This window comes from Streptomyces sp. NPDC027663 (assembly GCF_055566415.1).
On record NZ_JBVHSK010000002.1, the window covers coordinates 697,434 to 719,730 of the forward strand.

A 22,297-nucleotide genomic window follows, 5' to 3' on the forward strand; every position below is an offset into this window, starting at 1 on the left:
ACTTGCGCACAACCGCTGGAAGACACACGAACACAATCACACCTAACGGTCATATAGGTACCTAGTCTGACAGTGCACTCGCTCATCCTGTCCACAGCGGTTGCATACTGTGCCGCTTCGGCCACTGGGAAGGACGGCCCACGCCATGCCCGCAGACCTCGCAGTCATCGGACTCGGCCCCTACGGCTTGCCGCTCGCCCAGGCCGCCGTCGCCGCCGGCATCCCCACCGTCGGCTACGCCACCGGCCCCGAGGCGGGCTCGCTCAGCCCCGCCGAGCTGCGCCGGATGCACGCGGCCGGCTTCCGGCCCGGCACCGACCCGGCCCAGCTCGGCCGCGTCCGTACGGCGGTGATCTGCGCGCCCACCCCGCGCGGTGCCGACGGCGGACTCGACCTCGGCCAGGTGGAGGCCGCCGCCCGCACCCTCGCCGAGCGCCTCCGGCCGCACACCACGGTCATCCTGGAGTCACCGGTGCTGCCCGGGACGACGGAGAAGTTCCTGCGCCCGCTGCTGGAGAAGGGCTCGGGGCTGCGGGCCGGCCGCGACTTCCACCTGGCCTACTCCCCCAGCCGGGTCGACCCCGGCAACCGCGACCACACGCCCGCCAGCACCCCGAAGGTCATCGGCGGCCTCACCTCGGCCTGCACCGAATCGGCCGCCGCGTTCTACGGCCGGCTGACCGACAAGGTGGTACGCGCGCGTGGGCTGCGCGAGGCGGAGGCCGTCCAGCTGCTGGAGACCAACTACCGGCACGTCAACATCGCGCTGGTCAACGAGATGGCCGTCCTCTGCCACGAGCTGGGCGTGGACCTGTGGGACGTCATCCGCTGCGCGGAGACCAAGCCCTTCGGCTTCCATGCGTTCCGGCCGGGGCCGGGTGTCGGCGGGCACGGGGTCCCGCAGGACCTGACCGGGCACGCGACCCGCACCCTGCGCCTGGTCGAGCTGGCCCAGCAGGTCAACAGCCGGATGCCCCGGTACGTCGTGCAGCGCGCCGCCACGCTCCTCAACGAACACGGCAAGTCCGCGCGCGGGGCCCGCGTTCTGCTGCTCGGCGTCACCTACAAGCCCGACCTCGCCGACCAGCAGGGCACCCCGGCCCAGGAGATCGCCGTACGGCTGATGGAGCTGGGCGCGGCCGTGAGCTACCACGACCCCTACGTGCCGGCCTGGAGCGTCCTGGACCGCCCGGTCCCGCGCGCGGACTCCCTGTACGAGGCGGCGGCCGAGGCCGACCTCACGATCCTGCTCCAGCAGCACCGGACGTACGACCTGCAGGGGCTTTCGGTGAAGGCGCAGCTGCTGCTGGACACCCGCGGGGCCACGCCGACGGGGGCGGCGCACCGGCTCTGAGGGCGTCACGCGCGGGGAACGATCACGAACGGGAAACGGTCGCACGGTAAAAGCGGTCACGGACGGAAAACAGCCGGGGCGTTGTCGTTCCCGGCTGTTACTGTCCCCCGGACTCACCGCACAGGCGTGCCGGCGGGTCACCCGTTCCTGTCATCGGTCGATGCTCCACACTCGGGGGGATTTCTGTCATGAGCCAGTCAACGCCACCGCCTCAGCCGCCGCAGCCCGGTCCGGCGGACGGCAACCCGTACGCCCAGCAGGCCCCGGCCCCCGCCCCCGGTGCGCCGTACCCGCCGCAGCCGGGCGCCTTCGCCGCACCGGCGGCACCGGCGGCGCCGGTCAGGAACAACCTGGTGCTCGGCCTGGTGGCCGCGGTCGCCGCCGCCGTCGTCGTCGGCGCCCTCTACGGCGTCATCATCGGCGCCACCGAGCACGAGATCGGCTGGGCGGCCGTCGGTGTCGGCTTCGTCGTCGGCCTCGTGGCCGGCAAGGCCGGCGGCCGCAACCCCGCCCTCCCGGTCATCGGCGCCGTCCTGGCGCTCGGCTCGGTCTACCTCGGACAGCTGGTCGGTGAGGCGATGCTGATCGCCGACTACTCCCACCTGGGCTTCAGCGAGGTCTTCTTCGAGCACCTCGACTCGGTCCAGAAGATCTGGAAGGAAGACGCCGACCCGCTGACCTTCGTCTTCTTCGGCATCGCGGCGTTCGCCGCGTTCTCCGGCGCCAAGAAGGCGGCCGCGTAAGGCTCGCCCGCACGCGAAGGGGCCCGGTCACCGTGCGGTGGCCGGGCCCCTTCGCGTCGGACGGGTCAGCGGCGGTGCTGGCTGTCCGCCACCGTCACCTCGACCCGCTGGAACTCCTTCAGCTCGCTGTAGCCGGTGGTGGCCATGGCGCGGCGCAGGGCGCCGAAGAAGTTCATCGAGCCGTCCGGGGTGTGGGACGGGCCGGTGAGGACCTCCTCGATCGTGCCGACCGTGCCGAGGTCGACCTTCTGGCCGCGGGGCAGCTCCTCGTTGACCGCCTCCATGCCCCAGTGGTGGCCCTTGCCGGGCACGTCCGTGGCGCGGGCCAGCGGGGATCCCATCATCACCGCGTCGGCGCCGCAGGCGATCGCCTTGGGCAGGTCGCCGGACCAGCCCACGCCGCCGTCCGCGATCACGTGCACGTACCGGCCGCCGGACTCGTCCATGTAGTCGCGGCGGGCCGCCGCCACGTCGGCGACGGCCGTGGCCATCGGGACCTGGATGCCGAGAACGTTGCGCGTGGTGTGCGCGGCGCCGCCGCCGAAGCCGACCAGGACGCCGGCCGCGCCGCTGCGCATCAGGTGCAGCGCGGCGGTGTAGGTGGCGCAGCCGCCGACGATCACCGGGACGTCCAGCTCGTAGATGAACTGCTTCAGGTTCAGCGGCTCGTGCGAGGACGACACGTGCTCCGCCGAGACCGTCGTACCGCGGATGACGAAGATGTCCACGCCCGCGTCCACGACCGCCTTGGAGAACTGGGCGGTGCGCTGCGGGGAGAGCGCGGCGGCGGTGACGACGCCGGAGTCGCGCACCTCCTTGATGCGGGCGCCGATCAGCTCCTCCTTGATCGGCGCCGCGTAGATCTCCTGGAGGCGGCGGGTCGCCTGCTCGGCCGGCAGCTCCGCGATCTCGTCCAGCAGCGGCTGCGGGTCCTCGTACCGCGTCCAGAGGCCCTCGAGGTTGAGCACGCCGAGGCCGCCCAGCTCGCCGATGCGGATCGCGGTGGCCGGGGAGACCACGGAGTCCATCGGGGCGGCCAGGAAGGGCAGCTCGAAGCGGTAGGCGTCGATCTGCCAGGCGATCGAGACCTCCTTCGGGTCCCGCGTACGGCGGCTGGGGACGACGGCGATGTCGTCGAAGGCGTACGCCCGGCGGCCGCGCTTGCCGCGCCCGATCTCGATCTCAGTCACGTTGGTGGCCTTTCCCTATGCGTTGCAGCGCCTTCCAGTATCGCCGACGGGTGGGACGCAAGCTCTCCACAGGTACGACAAGGGCGGCCCCGGATGCCCCGGGGCCGCCCTTGCACTGCCGTCACGCGTGCGCGTACGTCACTTCCTGCTGTAGTTCGGCGCCTCGACCGTCATCTGGATGTCGTGCGGGTGGCTCTCCTTCAGACCCGCCGAGGTGATCCGCACGAAGCGGCCCTTGGACTCCATCTCCTCGATGGTGGCGGCGCCGACATAGCCCATGGTCTGGCGCAGGCCGCCGACGAGCTGGTGCAGCACGTTGGAGAGCGGACCGCGGTAGGGCACCTGGCCCTCGACGCCCTCGGGCACGAGCTTGTCGTCGGACGCCACCTCGGCCTGGAAGTAGCGGTCCTTCGAGTACGACCTGCCCTGGCCGCGGGACTGCATGGCGCCCAGCGAGCCCATGCCGCGGTACGACTTGAACTGCTTGCCGTTGATGAACAGCAGCTCGCCCGGGGACTCCTCGCAGCCGGCGAGGAGGCTGCCCAGCATCACCGTGTCGGCGCCGGCGGCCAGCGCCTTGCCGATGTCGCCGGAGTACTGGAGGCCACCGTCACCGATCAGCGGAATACCGGCGGGGCGGGCCGCGAGGGACGCCTCGTAGATGGCGGTGACCTGGGGGACACCGATGCCGGCGACCACGCGGGTGGTGCAGATGGAACCCGGGCCGACGCCCACCTTGATGCCGTCCACACCGGCGTCGATCAGCGCCTGGGCGCCGTCGCGCGTGGCGACGTTGCCGCCGATCACGTCGACGTCCACGCTGGACTTGATCTTCGACATCCAGCTGAGCGCGTTGCTGTTGTGGCCGTGCGAGGTGTCCACGACCAGGAAGTCCACACCGGCCTCGGAGAGCGCCTGGGCGCGCTCCAGCGCCTCGGGGCTGGCGCCGACGGCGGCACCGACGAGCAGGCGGCCCTCGGCGTCCTTGGCGGCGTTCGGGTACTTCTCGGCCTTGACGAAGTCCTTGACCGTGATCAGGCCCTTGAGGACGCCCTCGTCGTCGACCAGCGGAAGCTTCTCGATCTTGTGCTTGCGCAGCAGCTCCATGGCCTCGGGCCCGGAGATGCCGACCTTGCCGGTGACCAGCGGCATCGGGGTCATGACCTCGCGCACCTGGCGCGTGCGGTCGCTCTCGAAGGCCATGTCGCGGTTGGTCACGATGCCCAGCAGCTTGCCGGCCGGGTCGGTGACCGGGACACCGCTGATGCGGAACTTGGCGCACAGGGCGTCCGCCTCGGCGAGCGTGGCCTCCGGGTGCACCGTGATCGGGTCGGTGACCATGCCGGACTCGGACCGCTTCACCAGGTCGACCTGGTTGACCTGGTCCTCGACGGAGAGGTTGCGGTGCAGCACGCCGACGCCGCCCAGGCGGGCCATCGCGATCGCCATGCGGGACTCGGTCACCTTGTCCATCGCCGCCGACAGCAGCGGGATGTTGACCCGGACATTGCGGGAGATGCGGGACGAGGTGTCGACCGCGTTGGGGAGCACCTCGGATGCACCCGGCAGCAGCAGCACGTCGTCGTAGGTCAGCCCGAGTGTCGCGAATTTTCCGGGCACTCCGTCGACGTTGGCAGTCATGACACCTTCCCCAAATGGCCTTGATCGGTGCGGATGTCCATGCTAACGGGAAGCGTCGCTAGCAAATTCCACGGTACGGGGTCGCTTCAGGCTTCGTATGTTCGTACGGAAACGGCGCCGCACCTGTTCAGCGCAGGCGCTACGGCGGCTCCCTCACAGGGGATCACTGCTCGGCGAGCGCCCGCAGACGGCTCAGCGCCCGGTGCTGGGCCACACGGACCGCCCCGGGTGACATTCCCAACATCTGCCCCGTCTCCTCCGCGGTCAAGCCCACGGCGATACGCAGCAGGAGCAGCTCGCGCTGGTTCTCGGGGAGGTTGGCCAGCAGCTTCTTGGCCCACGCGGCGTCGCTGCTGAGCAGGGCGCGCTCCTCGGGGCCGAGGGAGTCGTCGGGCCGCTCGGGCATCTCGTCGGACGGCACGGCGGTCGAACCCGGGTGCCGCATGGCCGCGCGCTGCAGGTCGGCGACCTTGTGGGACGCGATGGCGAAGACGAAGGCCTCGAAGGGCCGGCCGGTGTCGCGGTAGCGGGGCAGGGCGAGCAGGACCGCCACGCAGACCTCCTGGGCGAGGTCTTCCACGAAGTGGCGCGCGTCGCCGGGCAGCCGGGACAGCCGGGTACGGCAGTAGCGCAGCGCCAGCGGGTGGACATGGGCGAGCAGATCGTGCGTGGCCTGCTCGTCCCCGTCGACGGCACGATGCACGAGGGCACCGATCGCCCCGTGGGCCGTGCCCGCCTCGTCGTCGCGCATCGGTCCATGGTGCCTTGCGGCTGTCCGGTCCGTCGCACTGTGGTCGTGGTTGTGCACCGAAGCGTTATGAGCAGGTGCGCCGGCACTCATCCCCTGCGCCCTCCCCTTCCGCTCGACCGACTCGTCCCCGAGAGACTCCACATCTCAAGGATGCGGCATCCGCGCCGAAACGAGCAGCGCCCGTCCGGCGGGCCGCCTTGCGCATGCCCCTCCGGGGGTCCGGCGGGATGGTGCACCGGGCTGCGAATGCCCTGCCGGCGCAGGGGGCGGAGGGGTCCGCCGGGGCGGTCATCTGCCGGCCCGCACGGCCGGGGCGCGGACTCGTCCGCCCGGGTGTACGGCCAGGTGGCACGTCCGGAACGGTCGCCTGCCCGTGCGTCCGGCGGAGTCGCACGGCGGGCACGCGGCCGTCCGCCGGCAGGTACGACGACGGCGCCTGCAGGGACGGCCGACGGCCGGCGCCTACGACATGGGTCACACACCCGGGACCGCGGCCTGCGGTGCGTCCAACAGTGTGGCGCGCTCGGAAAAGCGGTCGCCGGCCGCCGACGGTCACAAGGACACCGCTCCGAACGGCCGCGGGCCGACGACGGCCACGAGGACACCGCCCGGAGCGGCCGCGGGCCGACGCGGACGGCGAAGACGCCACTCGGCACGACCGCCGGCCGACGACGGCCACGAGGACACCGCCCGGGGCGGCCGCGGGCCGACGCGGACCACCAGGACGCCACTCGGGACGACCGCCGGCCCGCCGGAACAGCCATGGCCGGGGGTGGACCCGAGTCGTGCCGGCCGGCCGGCGCGCGCCCGCTTCCCGGCGAGCGGCCGCCAGGACACCTCGGTGCGCGAGCCCACCGCGGACATCCCGGTGCCGAGACGAGCACGCAGCGCCCACACCGTCACCGGCACCGTCACCGGCGCCCCACAGGCCCCGACCGCCCCCGGGCAACCTCCGTGCCATCGAGCCGGCCGGTCTGCCGCAAAGGGGCCGGGGGGTGGAGCGGAGCCGGATGGCCCCGTGCCGTTCGGCCCGGCAGGGCCCGCGGCCGTTAGCGGACCAGTCCCCAGCGGAAGCCGAGGGCCACCGCGTGGGCCCGGTCCGAGGCCCCGAGTTTCTTGAACAGGCGCCGGGCGTGGGTCTTCACGGTGTCCTCGGAGAGGAACAGCTCGCGGCCGATCTCGGCGTTGGAGCGGCCGTGGCTCATGCCCTCCAGAACCTGGATCTCGCGCGCCGTGAGGGTCGGTGCGGCACCCATCTCGGCCGAGCGCAGACGGCGCGGGGCCAGGCGCCAGGTCGGGTCGGCGAGGGCCTGCGTGACGGTGGCCCGCAGTTCCGCGCGGGACGCGTCCTTGTGCAGGTATCCCCGCGCGCCCGCGGCCACCGCGAGGGCCACACCGTCGAGGTCCTCGGCGACGGTGAGCATGATGATGCGCGCGCCCGGGTCGGCCGACAGCAGCCGGCGCACGGTCTCGACGCCGCCCAGACCGGGCATGCGCACGTCCATCAGAATGAGGTCGGAGCGGTCGGCGCCCCAGCGGCGGAGGACTTCCTCGCCGTTGGCCGCCGTCGTCACGCGCTCGACACCGGGCACGGTCGCGACCGCGCGGCGGAGCGCTTCTCGGGCAAGCGGGGAGTCGTCGCAGACGAGGACGGATGTCATGACCGCCCTCCGCAGCTGATGCGCGTCACCTTGAGCCTCCAGGCTGGTACGGAATCGTCACCTGTGCGGTCGACCGTCTCGGACGCCTGCCCGAGCGCTTGTGTTTTCAACCGCCTCCGCACTCTCAACGACGGTCACTCGAAAGAGTTACGGGGCTGCCTGCCGTCTTCGGCACTCTACGTGAGGGGGCCGACACGGTGCAGACATGCCCAACGGACCCTCAACTTTTCATCACAACCTATGCCCCATTCAGCCCATTTTCTTCCCGTTTTGTAGTGTCCGGGGCTAGATTCGCAATGAGTCATATTTTCATCTCCTTAGACCGGAGATGTACGGTCGTTGGCACCGTATCCGCCCAGAACGGCTACAAGGGGTCACGTAATGGCAGATTTCTCCCGCCTTCCCGGACCGAACGCGGACCTGTGGGACTGGCAGCTGCTGGCTGCCTGCCGCGGCGTGGACAGCTCGCTCTTCTTCCACCCGGAGGGCGAGCGCGGGGCGGCTCGGAGCGCTCGCGAGAACTCGGCCAAGGAGGTCTGCATGAGGTGCCCGGTCCGTGCGGAGTGCGCGGCACACGCGCTGGCGGTGCGCGAACCGTACGGCGTCTGGGGTGGCCTGACCGAGGACGAGCGTGAGGAGTTGATGGGGCGGGCGCGCAACCGCCTGGTGGCGACCTCGACCACCAGCGGGGACACCGCCTCCAACCAATGAAGGAACGTTTCTGCACCCACGGACGACCGGGTGTGCACATGTATTTCCCTCTTGGGCACGCGCCCGCGTGCCCATGACTCTGCCGTACCCCGCTAGCCGCGCCCGGCCGCCCGGGCCAGTTGCTCCAGCGTCGCCGCCACTGCCGGCACCTGTGCCAGGTCGGGCAGGGTGAGGGCGACGATCTCCCGCCGTACCGCCGGTTCCAGCCGTACCGTCCGCGCGCCCCTCGGCCGTACCGACTCCACCGCCAGCTGGGGCAGGACCGCGACGCCGAGGCCCGCCCCGACCAGGCCGACCACCGCCGGATAGTCGTCCGTGGCGAAGTCGATCCGGGGGGCGAAGCCGGCCCCCTCGCAGACCTCGACCAGCTGACCGCGGCAGCGCGGGCAGCCCGCGATCCAGGGCTCCTGGGCCAGTTCTCCGATGGCGACGGTCTCCGCGCGCGCGAGCCGGTGCCGCTCGGGCACCAGGGCGACCAGACGGTCCGTCAGCAGCGGGCGCACCACGAGATCGTCCCAGTCCTCGGCGACCGCGGCCCCCTCGTAGCGGAAGGCCAGGGCCAGGTCGCAGTCGCCTTCGCGCAGCAGTTCGACCGACCTCGGGGGTTCGGCCTCCACCAGGGAGACGCGGGTGCCGGGGTGGGCGGCGCGCAGGGCGGCGAGGGCGGTGGGGACGAGGGTGGAGCTGCCGCTGGGGAAGGAGACCAGCCGGACCCGGCCCGCACGCAGTCCGGCGATGGCGGCGACCTCCTCCTCGGCCGCGGTGAGCCCGGCGAGGATGCCGGAGGCGTGCCGGACGAGGGCCTCGCCGGCCTGGGTGAGGCGCATCTCGCGCCCGGTGCGGACCAGCAGCGGGGTGCCTACCGAGGCCTCCAGAGCCTTCATCTGCTGGCTGACGGCGGGCTGGGTGCAGCCCAGCTGGCGCCCCGCCGCCGAGAAGGATCCGGTGGTGGCGACGGCGCGCAGGACGCGGAGATGACGGGCCTCGATCACCCTCTGAGCATAAGGGCAGCTTGGGTATGGTGCAGAATATTGGCTCGACGCTTTGAGGGCGGTCCCGTACCGTGCCGGCCATGAAGCTTCTCTCGGTCAATCTGGGTCGTTCGCTGCCGGTGCCGTACACGGACCAGCCGCAGGGCGTGACGGGTATCGACAAGCGGCCTGCCGACGGGACGGTGCGGGTGGCGGCCCCCGGGCCCGCGGGGACCGCCGGCAGCGGGCTGGCCGGTGACGCGGTGTGCGATCTGCGCCATCACGGCGGTGACGACCAGGCGGTGTACGCCTACGCGCGCGAGGACCTCGACGTCTGGGAGCGCGAGCTGGGCCGATCGTTGGCCAACGGTTGCTTCGGAGAGAACCTCACGACGAACGGGCTGGACGTGTCGGGCGCACTGATCGGCGAGCGCTGGCGGATCGGTTCGGAGGTGGTCCTGGAGGTGACCTCGGGGCGCATTCCGTGCCGTACTTTCCAGGGCCATCTGGGCGAGCGCGGCTGGGTCAAGAGGTTCACACAGAAGGGCGCAACCGGTGCCTACCTCCGGGTGATCGAGCCGGGCGGGATACGGGCGGGCGACCCGGTCGAGATCGTGCACCGGCCGGACCACGGCGTGACGGCGGCCATGGAGTTCCGCGCGACCACCACCGAACGGGAACTGCTGCCCCGGCTGCTCGTGGCGGGCGACGCGCTGCACGCCCGGACGCTGGCGGCGGCACACAAGTACGCCGCCGAACACGGGGGCTGAGTGCTTGTCAGACTGATGGCCGGTCAGGTCGCCACGGGCAGCGGAGGCCGGCGGTCCGGGTCACTACCCTTGGGCCATGACAACGGCTCTGATTACGGGATCGACCGCGGGAATCGGCGCCGCGTTCGCGCGGCGGCTGGCGGCTGACGGGCACGACCTCGTGCTGGTGGCACGGGACACCAAGAGGCTGCGCGAGCAGGCCACGGAACTCCACGACCGGCACGGCATCGAGGTGGAGGTGCTGACCGCCGACCTCTCCGGGGACAAGGGCATCGAGGCGGTGGCAGACCGGCTCGGCGACCGCAGGAATCCGGTCGACCTGCTCGTCAACAACGCCGGCTTCGGCAACAAGGGCCGCTATCTGGACGTAGCGATGGCGGACGAACTGAAGATGCTCAAGGTGCACTGCGAGGCGGTGCTCCGGCTGACCTCGGCGGCGGCCGAGGCGATGCGCGAGCGCGGCCGGGGCGGCGTGGTGAACGTCGCCTCGGTGGCCGCCTTCGTCCCGCGCGGCACGTACGGCGCGTCCAAGGCGTGGGTCGTGCAGTTCACCCAGGGTGCGGCCAGGGACCTGGCGGGCAGCGGGGTGCGGCTGATGGCGCTGTGCCCGGGCTTCGTGCGCACCGAGTTCCACCAGCGGGCCGGGATGGGCACGGACAACATCCCCGGCTGGATGTGGCTCGACGCCGACAAGCTGGTCGCGGCGGCCCTGGCCGACCTCGCGCGCGGCAAGTCGCTGTCCATCCCGGATCCCCGCTACAAGGCGCTGATGGGCCTGGTGAAGGTGACGCCGCGCGGGCTGCTGGGCGGGATCAGCACCCGGACGGGCCGCAAGTACGGGCCTCGGTAGCGCGGCGGGTGCCGCTGCCGTCCCGGTGGGAAAATGGGCGGGACGGTAACCGGGCCAAGGGGGGCGCCGGAGGCGGTGTCATGACCTTCGTACAGCTCATCGAGTGCAGGACCAGCCGGCTGGACGAGATGAACCGGCTCATCGACGACTGGGTGCGGCAGACCAAGGGGAAGCGGACGGCGACGCACGCGGTGGTCGGCAAGGACCGCTCGGACGCTTCGCACATCGTCGAGCTGGTGGAGTTCCCGTCCTACGAGGAGGCGGTGCGGAACTCGAATCTCCCGGAGACCGACCGGATCTTCCGGGACATGGTCGCGCTGTGCGACGAGATGCCGACGTTCACCGATCTGGACGTCGTACGGGACGAGCGGCTGGCCGAAGAAACCGTGCGCAGGTTCTTCGCCGCGCTCGCGACCCCGGGCGAACTGCCGCCGCTGAACGATCTGCTCGACGAGGACATCCACAGCCGTGATCCGGTGAACCCGCAGGACACCATCGGGCTGGACAACGCGCGCGCCGAGTTCCGGATGTGGCGCCGCGCCTTCGACTTCACGTTCACGATCGAGGACGTGCTCTGCCAGGGCGAGCGGGCCTGCGCGCGGTGGAGCTGGAACGCCACGCACAAAGGCGACTTCCTGGGGATCGGGTCCACGGGCAGGCGGGTCACGATGACCGGGATGACGCTGTTCCGTTTCGCCGGCAGCGGCAAGATCGCCGAGCTGTGGTGGCAGCACGACCAGCTGGGTCTTATGCAGCAGCTGGGCGCCCTGGACGAGCTGGAGCAGTAGACAGGGCGAAGGCCCGGCCCCCGAAGGGTGCCGGGCCTTCACTCGAAGGCGGTCGCCTCAGTGGGCGTGGCCGTGGCCGTGGCCGTGGCCCGCGGCCTCCGGCTCCTCTTCCTTCTTCTCGACGACCAGGGTCTCGGTCGTGAGCAGCAGGGAGGCGATGGAGGCGGCGTTCTCCAGGGCGGAGCGGGTGACCTTGACCGGGTCGATGACGCCGGCCTTGATCAGGTCGCCGTACTCGCCGGTGGCGGCGTTGTAGCCCTGCCCCTTGTCCAGGTCCTTGACCTTGGACACGATGACGTAGCCCTCCTGGCCGGCGTTCTCGCCGATCCAGCGCAGCGGCTCGACCGCGGCGTTGCGGACCACGGAGACACCGGTGGCCTCGTCGCCGGCCTTGTCGAGGTTGCCCTCGAGGATCTTGGAGGCGTGGACCAGGGCGGAGCCACCACCGGAGACGATGCCCTCCTCGACCGCGGCGCGGGTCGCGGAGATGGCGTCCTCCAGACGGTGCTTCTTCTCCTTCAGCTCCACCTCGGTGGCGGCGCCGACCTTGATCACGCACACGCCGCCGGCCAGCTTCGCGAGGCGCTCCTGGAGCTTCTCGCGGTCCCAGTCGGAGTCGGTGTTCTCGATCTCGGCCTTGATCTGCGCGATGCGGCCGTGGACGTCCTCGGACTTGCCGGCGCCGTCGACGATCGTGGTGTCGTCCTTGGTGACGGTGATGCGGCGGGCGGAGCCGAGCACGTCGATGCCGACCTGGTCGAGCTTGAGGCCGACCTCCTCGGAGATGACGGTGGCGCCGGTGAGGACGGCCATGTCCTGCAGCATCGCCTTGCGGCGGTCGCCGAAGCCCGGGGCCTTCACCGCGACGGCGTTGAAGGTGCCGCGGATCTTGTTGACGACCAGGGTCGACAGGGCCTCGCCGTCGACGTCCTCGGCGATGATCAGCAGCGGCTTGGAGGCGCCGGCCTGGATGACCTTCTCCAGCAGCGGCAGCAGGTCCGTGATGGCGGAGATCTTGCCCTGGTTGATGAGGATGTACGGGTCCTCGAGGACGGCCTCCATGCGCTCCTGGTCCGTCACGAAGTACGGCGACAGGTAGCCCTTGTCGAAGGCCATGCCCTCGGTGAAGTCCAGCTCCAGACCGAAGGTGTTGGACTCCTCGACGGTGATGACACCGTCCTTGCCGACCTTGTCCATCGCCTCGGCGATCAGCTCGCCGACCTGCTGGTCCTGGGCGGACAGCGCGGCGACGGCGGCGATGTCGGACTTCTCGTCGATCGGGCGGGCCGAGGCCAGCAGCTCGTCGGAGACGGCCTTGACCGCGGCGTCGATGCCCTTCTTCAGGGCGGCCGGGGAGGCGCCGGCGGCGACGTTCTTCAGACCCTCGCGGACGAGCGCCTGAGCCAGGACCGTGGCGGTGGTGGTGCCGTCACCAGCGATGTCGTTGGTCTTGGTCGCCACCTCCTTCACCAGCTGGGCGCCGAGGTTCTCGTACGGGTCCTCGATCTCGACCTCGCGGGCGATCGTGACACCGTCGTTGGTGATGGTGGGGGCGCCGAACTTCTTGTCGATGACGACGTTGCGGCCCCGGGGGCCGATCGTCACCTTCACCGTGTCGGCCAGCTTGTTGACGCCGCGCTCGAGGGCGCGACGGGCGTCCTCGTCGAACTTCAGGATCTTCGCCATGACAGCGGGAGCCCTCTCGAAATCTGTGGGTGAAAAAGAACTGCGCCCCGGGCGCCCGGCTTCTCAGGTGATCGCGGGGGCCAGGGGCGCAGCTGGAAGCAACTGGGTTGCTGGAGGTGACTACTTCTCGATGATCGCGAGGACGTCGCGAGCCGAGAGGACGAGGAACTCCTCGCCGTTGTACTTCACCTCGGTGCCGCCGTACTTGCTGTACAGCACGACGTCGCCGACCTTGACGTCGAGCGGCAGACGCTCGCCGTTCTCGAAGCGGCCCGGGCCCACGGCGAGGACGGCGCCCTCCTGGGGCTTCTCCTTCGCGGTGTCCGGGATGACCAGGCCAGAAGCGGTGGTCTGCTCGGCGTCGAGCGGCTGGACCACAATGCGGTCCTCGAGCGGCTTGATGGCAACCTTGGAGCTGGTGGTCGTCACGATCCGACCTCCCCCTTCGGAGATCTCACGGGGTTAACTGTCTGAGGTGGCGACCAGGTCGATCCGTCGTCGCGGGTGCCGGACCTGCCCGTCGCGTTTGTCTGGCACTCTCCAGGGGGGAGTGCCAGTGCCGAGACTATGACCGCGATTAGCACTCGGTCAAGCGGAGTGCCAATGCCGTGCGGCGCGTCGCCCGTACCGGCCCGGTTCGGGCCCTGAAAGAGGCGCCCTACAGGTAGTCCTCGAGCCGTCCCACCGTCAGGCCCTGCTCCTGCGTGGTTCTCAGCACCCGTACCGTGCGCTCCCGCAGCGGCAGGCCCGGCGACTCGTCGGGGCCCACCAGGACGATGTCGCCGGGGCGGAGGTGGTGGGGGCCGTGGCGGTAGGTGAGGCCGTCGGGGGTGAGGGCCGCGCGCCAGAGGACGACCGCCGTGATGCCGCAGTCGGCCGCCGCGCGCAGGGTGGTGCGGTCGTACGAGCCGTACGGCGGGCGGAAGAGGCGGGGGCGGGCGCCGAGGCGGCCCCGGAGGCGGTCCTGCTGGCCGCAGATCCCGGCGCGCTGCCCGGTGTACGGCAGTCCGGCCGGCGCCCGGTGGCCGACGGTGTGGTTCTGGATGCCGGCGCCGAGGGCGCGCAGGCGGGCGAAGTGGCCGTGGCCGGGGCCGGCGACGCTGTCGGCGAGGAACAGGGTGACGGGCAGGCGGAGTTCGCGGACCATGTCGACGAAGCGGGGGTCGCGTTCGGCGCCGTCGTCGTAGGTGAGGAAGACGACCCGGTCGCGGGTGGGGACGCGGTCGACCACCGGGGGCAGGCCGTGGGCTCCCGGATGCACGGCGAGCGGCCGGGCGGGGTGCAGCGGGGAGCGGGCGAGCGGTTCGGTCAGGCCCCAGTGGCGGTAGCTGCGGTCGCGGGCAGGGTGCTGTGGGCGTACCCCTTCGGCGGCCTTCTTGCCGAGGCGTTCGATGGGGTCGACGGACTGGGCGCAGCCCGTGAGGAGCAGGGCCGAGGCGAGTACCACGGCCGTGCCCCGCACGCGCCTCACAGGTAGTCCTCCAGGCGGGCCACGGCGTAGCCCTCGCGCGTGACCTTGTCCAGGAAGCGCCGCATGTCGTCCACCATCGTGCCGTCCCAGTCGTCCCGGCCGCGGAAGTGGGTGAGGACGATGTCCCCGGGGTGCAGTTTGCGGTCCCAGTCGCGGTACTCCCAGTGGTCGACGAAGACCTCCTCGTCCCAGATCGGCGCGTATGTGATCCCGCAGGCCTTGGCGGCGCGCAGGGTGTCGCCGTTGTAGTTGCCGTACGGCGGCCGGAAGACGGTGGGCGCCTTGCCGAACTGCTCCTTCATGACGGCCTGCATGCCGCAGATCTCGTCCTTCTGCTCCTCGTAGGACAGGCCGGGCAGGTAGGGATGGGTCATGGTGTGGTTGTTCAGGGTGACGCCCTGCGCCTGCATCCTGCGGAAGTAGTCGTAGTCGTCCTTGACCAGGTAGTTGCTGAGGAAGGCCGAGTACGGGATCTTCAGCTCGTTCATCATGCGCAGGAACGCCGGGTCCTTCTCGGCGCCGTCGTCGATGGTGAGGAAGACGACCTTCTTCCTGGTGGGGACGGTGGTGAAGACCGGCGGGAGGTCTTCCTCCTCCTGGCCGTCGACCTCGAAGCCGTCCCGGGGGGTGATCACCGGCTTCTTCGCCGGCGGGGCCGGAGGTGTGAGCGGGACGCCGTCCAGGCCCCAGCGCCGGGCGGCGGCGACCAGCCGGGCGTGTTCGGCGGCCCGGCGGGCCTGCGGGTCCAGGGGGCGGTCGGGGCCGCCCTGGCCGGCGGCCGGGCCGGTGCCGCCGGAGCAGCCGGAGAGCAGGGTGGAAGCGGCCAGCGCGAGGGCTGCGGAGCCCGCGACCGCCTTCGCGATCCGCGCCCGCTTTTTGTCATTTTGTACTACTGCTCGCATGGTGCCGGATCCTCCCAGGCCCCGGCCCGCATCCCGGGCCGACACCGCCGCCGGAGGCGCACCATCCACCGACTGGCCCACAATGGCCCGGTGAACGACCTCGCCCTGCTCCTCACCCCCGAAGGCCGTGCCCTCCTCGACGAGGTGCGCGGCACGGCCCCGGCCGACGAACTCGCCGTCGCCACCCGGCTGCGCCGCGACCACCCGGCCGAGCTGGTGTCGGCCGCACTCGGCCAGGCCCGGCTGCGGCAGCGGGCGGCGGCGAAGTTCGGGGACGAGGACGCGGGACGGATGTTCTTCACGCCGAACGGGGTCGAGCAGTCCACGCGGGCCGGCGTGGCCGCGTACCGGGCACGGCGGTTCCGCGAGCTGGGCGTTGCCTCCGTCGCCGACCTGTGCTGCGGGATCGGCGGGGACGCGATCGCGCTCGCGCGGGCCGGGATCCGGGTGCTGGCCGTGGACCGGGACCCGCTGACGGCGGCGACGGCGCGGGCGAACGCCGAGGCTCTGGGGCTGGCCGGTCTGATCGAGGTGCGGGAGGCGGACGTCATGGACGTCGACGTCACCGGCTATGACGCCGTGTTCGTGGACCCGGCGCGCCGGGGCGGACGGTCAGGGGGGTCCGCGCGAAGCGCGTCGGTGAGGGGTGGCGGTCGGACGACGAGCGGGCGCATCTTCGATCCGGAGGCCTACTCGCCGCCGCTGTCCTGGGCGGTCGCAACGGCTCTCGGGGCACCCCACGCCGCCCTGAAGATCGCCCCGGGCATCCCGCACGAGACGGTCCCGGCCGAGGCCGAGGCCGAGTGGATCTCCGACGGCGGTGATGTGAAGGAGGCGGTGCTGTGGTTCGGGACCGGGACGCCGGGTGCCGTGCGGGCCACGCTGCTGCCCGGCCCGCGCACGCTGCCCGGCCGCGGGCTGCCCGACCCCGCGGTGCGACCGGTGGGACGGTACTTGTACGAGCCGGACGGAGCCGTGATCCGCGCGCACCTGGTCGCGGAGGTGGCCGAGGAGGTCGGCGGCGGGCTCCTGGACCCGACCATCGCGTACGTCACCGCCGACGAGCTGCGGCCCACGCCGTACGCCACGGCCTACGAGATCACCGACCGGCTTCCCTTCAACGTCAAGAAGCTCAGGGCCCTGCTGCGGGAGCGCGAGGTCGGCATCCTGACCGTGAAGAAGCGCGGGTCGGCGGTCGAGCCGGAGGAGCTGCGCCGGAAGGTCAAGCCGCAGGGCCCGAACGCGGCCACCGTGTTCCTCACCCGGGTGGCCGGGGCCCCGACGATGCTCATCGGGGGCCCGGTGCAGGCTCCGGCCGGAGCGTCTGCGCTCTGCTGAGCAGCAGTTCCCGCTCCTTGTCGTTGCGCGCCAGTGCGGCCGCCCGGAGGAACTCCGCGCGGGCCTCGGCGGTCCGCCCGAGCCGGGCCAGCAGATCGCCGCGGACGCTGGGCAGCAGGTGGTAGTCGCGCAGGGCCGGAGCACCGGCCACGGCGTCCACCAGCTTCAGGCCCTCCTCCGGGCCGTCGGCCATCGAGACGGCGACCGCACGGTTCAGCTCGACCACCGGCGACGGCGCACGGAGCGCCAGCAGGCCGTACAGCGTGGCGATGGCGCGCCAGTCCGTCTCCTCGTACGTGTACGCGCGCGCGTGGCAGCCGGCGATGGCCGCCTGGAGGACGTACGGGCCCGGCGGACCGGACGGGGATCCCCCACGACCGGGCGAGGCCGAGGGCTTGGCGGAGGCGGCCCCGGCGCGGTCGAGCGCGCGGACTCCGCGCGCGATGAGCATGCGGTTCCAGCGGCGCCGGTCCTGGTCCTGCAGCAGCACCGGTGAGCCGTCGGGGCCGGTGCGGGCGGCGATGCGGGAGGCCTGGAACTCCAGCAGCGCGGTCAGGCCGTGCACCTCGGGCTCCTGCGGCATCAGCGCGGACAGCACGCGGGCCAGCCGCAGGGCGTCCTCGCACAGGCCGGGGCGCAGCCAGTCGTCGCCCGCGGTCGCCGCGTACCCCTCGTTGAAGATCAGGTAGATGACGTCCAGGACGGAGCCGAGGCGGGCTTGGCGGTCGGGCCCGTGCGGCACCTCGAAGGCGATGTTCTTCGTCGCCAGGGTGCGTTTGGCGCGGACGATGCGCTGGGCGATCGTCGGCTCCGGCACCAGGTGGGCGCGGGCGATCTCGGCCGTGGTCAGACCGCCGAGCAGGCGCAGGGTGAGTGCGGTGCGGGCCTCGGCGGACAGCACCGGATGGCAGGTGGTGAAGACGAGCCTGAGCAGGTCGTCGTCGATGTCGTCCGGGTCGGCGGGCTCCTCCGGCGGGGCCGTCGTCTCCAGGTCGCGGCCGATCTCGGCGAGTTTGCGGGCGTAGGTCTCGCGGCGCCGGATCAGGTCGACGGCCCGGTGCCGGGCGGTGGCCATGAGCCAGGCGCCGGGGTTGTCGGGCACGCCGTCGCGGGGCCACCGCTCCAGGGCGGCGACCAGGGCGTCCTGCGCCAGTTCCTCGGCGATGCCGACGTCCCGGACGATCCGGGTGACGCCGGCGATCACGCGGGGCGACTCCAGGCGGAAAACGGTCTCGATCGCGTGTGCTGCCGTGGGCTGCGGTGGCATGGGCTGCGGTTCCACAGCCCACATGCAACACCCCGCGCGTGGCTACGCCAAGGCGACTCAGCCCTCCACGATCTCCCGCAGCTCACAGGCGACGTGCCACTCCGGGCCGTGGATCTTCAAGAAGCGCTGGGTCCACTCCAGCGCCTCGGCCCTGTCCTTGCACTGCATGAGTGCGTAGCCGCCGATGACCTCCTTGGACTCGGTGAACGGCCCGTCGGTGACGGAGGTCTTCTCGCCGTCCCAGTTCACCCGGGCGGCCTCGGCGGACGGGGTCAGCCCGGCGGTGTCGAGCAGGACGCCGGCCTTGGTCATCTCCTCGATCAGCTCACCCATCCGTTGCATCAGCTCCGCGCTGGGACCCTCGGCGGGGGCGGCGGACTCGTCGATGCGCACGAGCGACAGATAGCGGGGCATGGTGACTCCTTCGGAAGGGCGGCGGGACCGTTCCCCCGCCGCTCACCCCTACGTCGAACGGCGAGGGCACGGATCGACACGTCCGCGGAAAAATCTCCGGGACTTTTTTCCGGCCCTCGCCGGCGCCCCCGCTACCTCAGCTCGAAGCCGAACGACGCCTTCGCGTACGGCGCCTGCACCGCCTTCCCGCCGAAGGTCAGGGCCGCGTCCGTGGTCAGGCCCGACGGGCGTCCGCGCAGCACCCACACGGCGCCGTTGCCGCCGTCCTCGCCGGGAGCGTCGGCGACCAGGTCGGCGTGGCCGTTGCCGTTGATGTCGAGCAGCCGGACGACGTACCCGAAGGAGTCGTACTGCTCCGCGGTGCCGGGTACGCCCCTGGTGTTCTGGCCGAACGCCTGGGCGCCGGTGCCGGTCAGCCCGGAGCGGCTGCCGCGCAGCACGTCGACCACGCCCTCGCCGTTCTCGTCGGGCGCACCGACCGCCAGGTCGTCGATGCCGTCGCCGGTGATGTCCCCGACCGCGACCGACTGGCCGAACTTGTCGGTTCCCTCCCTGCTGCCGGGGACGCCGGGCGTGTCCTGCGTGACCTGCTTCCAGGTGTCCTGGCCGCCCAGCCCGGTGGCGCGGCCGTACATCACCCAGACCGAGTTGTCGTCCTGGTACCCGGTGACGAGATCGTCGTACCCGTCGCCGTTGAGGTCGCCGATCGCCGCCGCGCCGTCGCCGCCCGGGTGGTAGTCGTTGACGCGGGTCAGGCCGGCGGGGCCGCTCAGGTAGAGGACGCTGCAGTCGTTGCCGTCGCCGCAGTAGCCGGTCAGCACCAGGTCGGCGCGGCCGTCACGGTTGATGTCGCCGGTGTCGCCGTCGCGGATGTCGATGTACTGGAGATGGTCGGGGTCGAACGGGGTCCGCGCGGCCGGGGTGCCGGTGCGCTTCAGCGGGCCCTTCCACATGGTGGCGGTGGTGCCGGCCGGATCGTCGCCCCCGCCGAAGCCGGCGTCGAACAGGGCGAGGTCGAGCCGCCCGTCGCCGTCGAAGTCGGCTGTCTGGGTGTCGGTGGCCGGGACCGGCGTACCGCCGGCCAGCCCGCGCGGGCCGCCCCAGACCACGACCCCGCCGGCCCGCGCCGACGCGCTGCCGACGACGAGGTCCGCGTAACCGTCCCCGTCCAGGTCGCCCTTCGAGATCTGCAGCCCGAAGGCCTGCCCCCTGTCGGGGGAGCCGGGGATGCCGGTGGTGGCCCGGCTGAGGGTCGTGCGGTGGCCGGTGGACAGTCCGTGCGGGCCGCCGTACATCACGGTGACGTAGCCCGCCCTGGCCTGGCCGCCGACCGTGCCGTTCGGGGCCCCGACGGCCAGGTCGGCGTAGCCGTCGCCGTTGAAGTCGTCATGGACGGGTGCGCTCTTCGGCGGGGTGGCGGACGCGGCCGGGACGGCCAGGCCGAGAGCGGTCAGGCCCAGAGCCAGCGGGAGCGGCCAACGGACGTGCGAACGCGAGCGGAACAACGGAATACCCCCTGGTGTACAGCGAATCGGTCACCGCAGCAGACCGGCGGATCACCCGGAAGGTTGTACGGATCAGCGCAGGGGACGCCCGGAGTGCGCGCGCCTCCGGTTCCTGGGCGTTCACCCGGTCGGGGGCGGAGGGTGTCGTGACGACCGGCATGGTCACGGTCTTCACCCGGTCCACGGCCAGGCCCTTCGGCCTCCGGCCGAGACCGGGTGCCTCAACGCGAACACCCCGCCTCCGGAAACCCGGGGGCGGGGTGTCGAAACGGAGCGCCGGGCAGGCCTTGCACCTGCATCTCCCCGCAGGAAGCGGGACGTCTTTCCTTGGACCACCAACGCACTGCGTCCGGGCCGGGGTTCCGGCCGTTCGCTGTGTGATGATCATAGCGCAGACAGGGGGTGTTTCCGCAAGCTCAGTGGCCGGGCACCGCCTCGAACCGCCACCGGTGGACGGCCCGTGTCACCAACTCCGTGTCCGGCTCGGGCAGTTCGGGCAGTTCGGCGTCGTACGGCGCGTCCCACCACGTGATGACCAGCACCCGGTCCTGCGGCGCGCGGAAGGTCTCGCGCCGCAACGGCTCGGGGCCGAGCGGCTGCCGGCGGGCCCAGGCCAGCAGTTCCCCGCCCCGGCCCTCGGCCGCCCGGGCCTCCCACATCAGGGCGACGGTCACGAGTAGAGGTTCTCCTTGCTGACCTCGTGCACATGGTCGTGGTCGTGCCCGGGGACATGAGGGTCCGTCACCGGCAGGGAGGAGTCGGCGGACAGGTCCCAGCTGGAGGCGGCCCGGTTACGGGCGACCATCTCGGCGCCGAGGGCCGCGACCATCGCGCCGTTGTCCGTGCACAGCTTGGGGCGGGGCACCCGCAGCCGGATGCCGGCGGCCTCGCAGCGCTCCTGGGCGAGGGCCCGCAGCCGGGAGTTGGCGGCCACCCCGCCGCCGATCATCAGGTGGTCCACGCCCTCGTCCTTGCAGGCACGGACGGCCTTGCGGGTGAGCACGTCGACGACGGCCTCCTGGAAGGAAGCGGCCACGTCACGGACCGGGACCTCCTCACCGGCCGCGCGCCTGGCCTCGATCCAGCGGGCCACGGCGGTCTTCAGACCGGAGAAGGAGAAGTCGTACACCGGGTCGCGGGGGCCGGTCAGGCCGCGCGGGAAGGCGATCGCCTCCCGGTCGCCCTCCCGCGCGTACCGGTCGATGACCGGGCCGCCGGGGAAGCCCAGGTTCAGCACGCGGGCGATCTTGTCGAAGGCCTCGCCGGCCGCGTCGTCGATGGTCGAACCCATCGGGCGGACGTCGGAGGTGATGTCCTCCGACAGCAGCAGGGACGAGTGGCCGCCGGAGACCAGCAGGGCCATCGTCGGCTCGGGCAGCGGGCCGTGCTCCAGCTGGTCGACGCAGATGTGGGAGGCGAGGTGGTTGACGCCGTACAGGGGCTTGCCGAGGGCGTAGGCGTACGCCTTGGCCGCCGAGACGCCGACGAGCAGGGCGCCCGCGAGGCCGGGACCGGCGGTCACCGCGATGCCGTCCAGGTCCTTGGCGCTGATCCCCGCCTCCTTCAGCGCGCGGTCGATGGTCGGGACCATCGCCTCCAGGTGCGCCCGGGACGCCACCTCCGGCACGACGCCGCCGAAGCGGGCGTGCTCGTCGACGCTGGAGGCGACGGCGTCGGCCAGCAGGGTGGTGCCGCGGACGATGCCGACGCCGGTCTCGTCGCAGGAGGTCTCGATGCCGAGTACGAGAGGCTCGTCGCGTGAGTCAGTCATTGCTCTCGGTTCCTTGTACTGATGAGGCACCCGGTGCGGATCCGCTGTCGGATGCGACGGTCAGGCGCATCACCAGGGCGTCCACGTTGCCCGGCTGGTAGTAGCCGCGCCTGAATCCGATGGGGGCGAAGCCGAAACGCTCGTAGAGCTTCTGGGCGCGGATGTTGTCGACCCGGCATTCGAGCATCACCTCGTGGCACTCGAACGCGGTGGCGGCCCGCAGCAGCTCGGTCAGCAGACGGGCGCCGAGACCGGTGCCCTGGTGGGCGCGGGCCACGGCGATCGTCTGCACGTCGGCCAGCTCGCCGGAGGAGGCGAGGCCCGCATAACCGACGATCCGGCCGTCGGACTCGGCCACCAGATAGCGCCGGGTGGCCCCGGGACCCCGGGCGTGGGCGAGTTCGGACCAGAACATGCCCCGGGACCAGGCGTCCTCGGGGAACAGGTCCTTCTCCAGCTCCAGGACCGGGTCGATGTCCCACCAGCGCATCTCGCGCATTCGGGGGGTTGCCG

The 22,297-nt window shown here is 71.8% G+C and carries 22 protein-coding genes; 7 read left to right on the top strand and 15 right to left on the bottom strand.

Annotated features, from left to right (window positions below):
* Positions 1–145: 145 nt before the first annotated feature.
* On the top strand, positions 146–1,354 hold the full coding sequence (locus ACZ4SF_RS07970) for a nucleotide sugar dehydrogenase (RefSeq protein WP_468379788.1): 1,209 nt from the start codon (positions 146–148) through the stop codon (positions 1,352–1,354).
* 188 nt (positions 1,355–1,542) lie between these two features.
* Positions 1,543–2,097: a hypothetical protein gene (locus tag ACZ4SF_RS07975; protein WP_468379789.1), complete on the top strand. Its 555-nt coding sequence runs from the start codon at positions 1,543–1,545 to the stop codon at positions 2,095–2,097.
* A gap of 65 nt (positions 2,098–2,162) precedes the next feature.
* Here the strand turns inward: ACZ4SF_RS07975 and ACZ4SF_RS07980 are convergent, their stop codons facing one another.
* The 4 genes from ACZ4SF_RS07980 to ACZ4SF_RS07995 all read right to left on the bottom strand — a co-directional run bounded on the left by ACZ4SF_RS07980 (position 2,163) and on the right by ACZ4SF_RS07995 (position 7,340).
* Positions 2,163–3,287: a GuaB3 family IMP dehydrogenase-related protein gene (locus tag ACZ4SF_RS07980; protein ID WP_468379791.1), complete on the bottom strand. Its 1,125-nt coding sequence runs from the start codon at positions 3,285–3,287 to the stop codon at positions 2,163–2,165.
* 138 nt (positions 3,288–3,425) lie between these two features.
* Complete coding sequence (guaB, locus tag ACZ4SF_RS07985; protein ID WP_468379793.1) at positions 3,426–4,928, bottom strand: IMP dehydrogenase; 1,503 nt, start codon at positions 4,926–4,928, stop codon at positions 3,426–3,428.
* A 163-nt stretch (positions 4,929–5,091) separates the two neighbouring features.
* The gene (locus ACZ4SF_RS07990; protein ID WP_359070216.1) at positions 5,092–5,679 is read right to left on the bottom strand and encodes a sigma-70 family RNA polymerase sigma factor; all 588 of its coding nucleotides are present in this window, start codon (positions 5,677–5,679) and stop codon (positions 5,092–5,094) included.
* 1,049 nt (positions 5,680–6,728) lie between these two features.
* The gene (locus tag ACZ4SF_RS07995; protein ID WP_003948568.1) at positions 6,729–7,340 is read right to left on the bottom strand and encodes a response regulator transcription factor; all 612 of its coding nucleotides are present in this window, start codon (positions 7,338–7,340) and stop codon (positions 6,729–6,731) included.
* Positions 7,341–7,721: 381 nt separating this feature from the next.
* On the opposite strand from ACZ4SF_RS07995, the gene ACZ4SF_RS08000 reads away from it, so the two are divergent.
* Positions 7,722–8,051: a WhiB family transcriptional regulator gene (locus tag ACZ4SF_RS08000; RefSeq protein ID WP_468379795.1), complete on the top strand. Its 330-nt coding sequence runs from the start codon at positions 7,722–7,724 to the stop codon at positions 8,049–8,051.
* 92 nt (positions 8,052–8,143) lie between these two features.
* Here the strand turns inward: ACZ4SF_RS08000 and ACZ4SF_RS08005 are convergent, their stop codons facing one another.
* Complete coding sequence (locus ACZ4SF_RS08005) at positions 8,144–9,043, bottom strand: LysR family transcriptional regulator (protein ID WP_468379798.1); 900 nt, start codon at positions 9,041–9,043, stop codon at positions 8,144–8,146.
* Positions 9,044–9,123: 80 nt separating this feature from the next.
* Here ACZ4SF_RS08005 and ACZ4SF_RS08010 point away from each other — a divergent pair, with 80 nt between their 5' ends.
* From ACZ4SF_RS08010 to ACZ4SF_RS08020, 3 genes are all read left to right on the top strand, one after another.
* A complete protein-coding gene (locus tag ACZ4SF_RS08010) occupies positions 9,124–9,792 on the top strand; it encodes an MOSC domain-containing protein (protein ID WP_468379801.1) in 669 nt (222 codons plus the stop codon).
* Between the two features lie 76 nt (positions 9,793–9,868).
* Positions 9,869–10,642 (top strand): SDR family NAD(P)-dependent oxidoreductase, encoded by a 774-nt coding sequence (locus tag ACZ4SF_RS08015; protein ID WP_468379803.1) that lies wholly within the window; start codon positions 9,869–9,871, stop codon positions 10,640–10,642.
* A gap of 80 nt (positions 10,643–10,722) precedes the next feature.
* Positions 10,723–11,430, top strand: coding sequence for an ester cyclase (locus ACZ4SF_RS08020; RefSeq protein ID WP_468379806.1), 708 nt, complete (start codon positions 10,723–10,725; stop codon positions 11,428–11,430).
* 57 nt (positions 11,431–11,487) lie between these two features.
* On the opposite strand, the gene groL is transcribed toward ACZ4SF_RS08020, so the two are convergent.
* The 4 genes from groL to ACZ4SF_RS08040 form a co-directional block, all read right to left on the bottom strand.
* Entirely contained in the window at positions 11,488–13,116 is a 1,629-nt protein-coding gene (gene groL, locus ACZ4SF_RS08025; protein ID WP_468379809.1) for a chaperonin GroEL, read from the bottom strand.
* 120 nt (positions 13,117–13,236) lie between these two features.
* The gene (groES, locus tag ACZ4SF_RS08030; protein WP_057584642.1) at positions 13,237–13,545 is read right to left on the bottom strand and encodes a co-chaperone GroES; all 309 of its coding nucleotides are present in this window, start codon (positions 13,543–13,545) and stop codon (positions 13,237–13,239) included.
* Between the two features lie 229 nt (positions 13,546–13,774).
* The gene (locus ACZ4SF_RS08035; protein ID WP_468379812.1) at positions 13,775–14,587 is read right to left on the bottom strand and encodes a polysaccharide deacetylase family protein; all 813 of its coding nucleotides are present in this window, start codon (positions 14,585–14,587) and stop codon (positions 13,775–13,777) included.
* On the bottom strand, positions 14,584–15,489 hold the full coding sequence (locus ACZ4SF_RS08040) for a polysaccharide deacetylase family protein (RefSeq protein ID WP_468379814.1): 906 nt from the start codon (positions 15,487–15,489) through the stop codon (positions 14,584–14,586). The genes ACZ4SF_RS08035 and ACZ4SF_RS08040 overlap by 4 nt, the downstream gene beginning before the upstream one ends.
* Positions 15,490–15,579: 90 nt before the next feature.
* Between ACZ4SF_RS08040 and ACZ4SF_RS08045 the strand changes: the two genes are divergently transcribed.
* Positions 15,580–16,827 carry a THUMP-like domain-containing protein gene (locus tag ACZ4SF_RS08045; protein ID WP_468379817.1) on the top strand — a complete coding sequence of 416 codons (1,248 nt, stop codon included), beginning with the start codon at positions 15,580–15,582 and terminating at the stop codon, positions 16,825–16,827.
* Here ACZ4SF_RS08045 and ACZ4SF_RS08050 read toward each other — a convergent pair.
* The 6 genes from ACZ4SF_RS08050 to rimI all read right to left on the bottom strand — a co-directional run bounded on the left by ACZ4SF_RS08050 (position 16,778) and on the right by rimI (position 22,274).
* Positions 16,778–18,094, bottom strand: a complete 1,317-nt coding sequence (locus tag ACZ4SF_RS08050) for an RNA polymerase sigma factor (RefSeq protein ID WP_468379820.1) — start codon at positions 18,092–18,094, stop codon at positions 16,778–16,780. The genes ACZ4SF_RS08045 and ACZ4SF_RS08050 overlap by 50 nt on opposite strands.
* A 57-nt stretch (positions 18,095–18,151) precedes the next feature.
* Entirely contained in the window at positions 18,152–18,508 is a 357-nt protein-coding gene (locus tag ACZ4SF_RS08055; protein WP_468379823.1) for a YciI family protein, read from the bottom strand.
* A gap of 131 nt (positions 18,509–18,639) precedes the next feature.
* On the bottom strand, positions 18,640–20,013 hold the full coding sequence (locus ACZ4SF_RS08060; protein WP_468379826.1) for an FG-GAP-like repeat-containing protein: 1,374 nt from the start codon (positions 20,011–20,013) through the stop codon (positions 18,640–18,642).
* Positions 20,014–20,429: 416 nt separating this feature from the next.
* Entirely contained in the window at positions 20,430–20,687 is a 258-nt protein-coding gene (locus ACZ4SF_RS08065) for a hypothetical protein (protein ID WP_468379828.1), read from the bottom strand.
* Positions 20,684–21,784, bottom strand: coding sequence for a tRNA (adenosine(37)-N6)-threonylcarbamoyltransferase complex transferase subunit TsaD (gene tsaD, locus ACZ4SF_RS08070; RefSeq protein WP_468379831.1), 1,101 nt, complete (start codon positions 21,782–21,784; stop codon positions 20,684–20,686). The genes ACZ4SF_RS08065 and tsaD overlap by 4 nt, the downstream gene beginning before the upstream one ends.
* Entirely contained in the window at positions 21,777–22,274 is a 498-nt protein-coding gene (gene rimI / locus ACZ4SF_RS08075; RefSeq protein ID WP_468380439.1) for a ribosomal protein S18-alanine N-acetyltransferase, read from the bottom strand. Before rimI ends, tsaD begins: the two co-directional genes overlap by 8 nt.
* Positions 22,275–22,297: the final 23 nt, after the last annotated feature.